The following is a 2,594-nucleotide window of genomic DNA, read 5'->3' as shown; positions in this document are numbered from 1 at the left end:
CCCCCAGGGGACCGTCCTGCGGGCCTGGGTCAGGAGATCGACCACCGCTGCAGCGGCGATCCGGTGTCCGGCTCCTGCGTCACCGCGGCGCCGTCGGCGCCGGAGGCGGTGGTGAGCAGCAGGCCGCTGTGGGCCGAGGTGACGGTGCGGGAGCCGTCGGCCGTCAGCCGGACGTTCCAGTGCTGGTTGGCGCCGCCGCCGCACGGCCACTGGATCACCTGGGCGCCGGCGGCCGTGGAGCCGCCGCTGACGTCGGCGCACATCGACGAGAGGCCGTTGACCAACTCGTACGAGCCGTCGGGCTGGGGGCGGAACTGCCAGAGCTGGTTGCTCCCGCCGGAGGCGGTCCAGGTGATGAGGGGGTTGCCGGCGGCGGTGCTGCTGTCGGCGTCGTCGAGGGCCTTGCCGCCCGTGGTCAGGGTGTGGTTGCCGCTGAGGTCCGGCTCGACGGTCCAGGTGAAGACGGCCGAGGCGCTCGCGGTGCCGGAGGAGGCGGTGACGGTGACCTTCGAGACTCCGGGCCCGGTCGGGGTGCCGGTGATCAGACCCGAAGGGCTGACGGAGAGCCCGGCGGGCAGCCCGGCCCCCGTGAAGGTGAGCGGCTTGCCGGCGCTGTCGGTGGCGCCGAGCTGGACGGAGGCGGCCTTGCCCACGGTGCCGGCCTGGTCGCCGGGGGCGGTGAGGACGACGGCCTCGGGGGCCGTGCCGGTCGGGGCGAGGGCGAGGGTCTGCTCGGCCGCCGTGCGGCCGCCGCCGACCGTGCCGCCGGTGGTGTCGCTCCAGGAGCGGGCGGGCACGGTCTCGGCGAGCCGGCCCGAGGTGCCGGACATGCCGATCACCAGGCCGCTGTAACGGTTCACCAGCTGGAACCGGCCCTTCCCGGCCTTGCTGGGGAGCATGAACCACTGCTGCCCGACGGTGGCGTTCCCGCCGACGGCGCCGGTGGCGGTCAGCGCGGCGCCCCAGGCCCGGCCCGCCGTCGAGGTGGCGTCGACGCCCAGCAGCTGACCGGTGGCGGCGTTGACGATCCGGTAGGAGCCGTCGCCCTCGGCCAGGAACCGCCAGGACTCGCGGGCGGAGCCGGCCGCCTTGGCCGTGGAGGTGACGGCGGAGCCGCCGGAGGTCTGGGCGAGGACCCGGCCGTTGCCGCTCTGGATCCGGTAGGTCCTGGTCAGGTCGACCGGCGGGGCGGCCGGCGCGGAGGAGCCGACGGTGAGCTCGACGTACTGGCCGTCCGAGCCGGCGCAGGCGAAGGAGCAGTACGACCTGAAGGTCTTGCCGACGATCGTGGCGCCGGTCAGGCTGGCGCTGTCCAGGAACCAGCGGTACCAGGAGGCGGTGTGGTAACTGCCGGTGTCGCCGAGCAGGGTCCACTTCTGGGTGGCCAGGTCCTTGGTGGCGTAGATCTGCTGCGGGGCGTTGCCGCTCTGGTCGACGGCCTGCGGAGTGCCGATGTAGAGGCCCAGATAGGCGTCGTAGCTGATGTTCATGACGAACAGCGGCGTGCTCGGGGCGAGCGTGCCGGCCGCGATCTGCTGGCTGACGGTGCCGGGGTTGGCGGGGTTGTACTCCTTGGCCGGCGGGAGGTACCCGGTGGGGTTGGCGCCGTCGGCGGGCACCATGTCGCTCTCCAGGCCGCCGGCCCCGGGCTGCGACCACGCGCCGTCGAACCACTTCTGCCAGCTGCCCGGCGCCATCTTGGCGGACATCGGGGCCCGCGCGACGTGCTGCTGGAACGCGCCCCAGCTGCCGCCCTTGTCGACGATCCGGGAGCCGTAGAAGACGTAGAAGTATCCGGAGGCGGTGTCCACGAACAGTCGCTGGTCGCCGTCGCCGTAGGAGAAGGTCTGCTGCGGGAAGGCCGCGGTGTCGCCGCGTGCGGTGCTGTACGGCGAGGTGATCACGTGGTCCCTGATGGCCCAGGTCCGGCCCTGGTCGGTGGAGACGGCGTAGTCGATCGCGTCGTAGTGCAGGCCGTCGCCGAAGGGCTGGGGGGTGAACTCGTTGTGCACCAGCCCGTACCAGTCCCCGGTGTCCGGGTCGACCCAGACCCCGGCCAGGTCGCAGTAGTTCCGCTGGGCGTAGTGCGAACCCTGCGGCGCGTAGCTGGACTGCCGTCCGGTGGGGCTGTTGTTGCAGCGTGCGGTGGTGTCGTCGTTGCGGTCCGACGGGTCGGCGGGGTTGACGGCGTCGCTGATCGCGGCGGACCTGGTGGCGCTGTCGAAGTCCCGGCCGGTGAAGAAGTCCCACTGCCGGGAGTCCTTGGCGCCGTACAGCGCGTGGGACTGCTGGAAGTAGAAGGTGCCGTCCTTGTCGGTGTAGGGGCTGGCCTGGGTGTCGTCGGGGTAGGCGTACGAGCCGGTCCTGCCGACCGAGACCGTGTACGTGGCGGGGGCCGGTTTGCCGGCGGCAGGTGAGTCGGCGGACGGCCTGTCGGCGGGCGCCGGTCCGGCGGCCAGGGTGCCGGCGCCGAGTGCCGCCAGGGCGGTGGCGGCGAGGACGCGGGCCCATCGGGTGCGTAGAGGTGGCACTGGTACTCCTCTTCCGTGGCGGGGCGCACGGTTGCGCCCCTGCTGTGGGGGGTGCGGAACGGG

At 73.1% G+C, this 2,594-nt stretch carries 1 protein-coding gene; it reads right to left on the bottom strand.

Annotated features, from left to right (window positions below; genetic code table 11):
• Positions 1–29: 29 nt before the first annotated feature.
• Positions 30–2,531 (bottom strand): RICIN domain-containing protein, encoded by a 2,502-nt coding sequence (locus tag ACIQOV_RS36680; RefSeq protein WP_401055129.1) that lies wholly within the window; start codon positions 2,529–2,531, stop codon positions 30–32.
• Positions 2,532–2,594: the final 63 nt, after the last annotated feature.

Origin of the sequence: Kitasatospora sp. NPDC091257 (assembly GCF_044757675.1) — a bacterium.
Taxonomy (GTDB): Bacteria; Actinomycetota; Actinomycetes; order Streptomycetales; family Streptomycetaceae; genus Kitasatospora; species Kitasatospora lactacystinica.
This window is presented reverse-complemented; position numbering and strand designations above follow the sequence as displayed.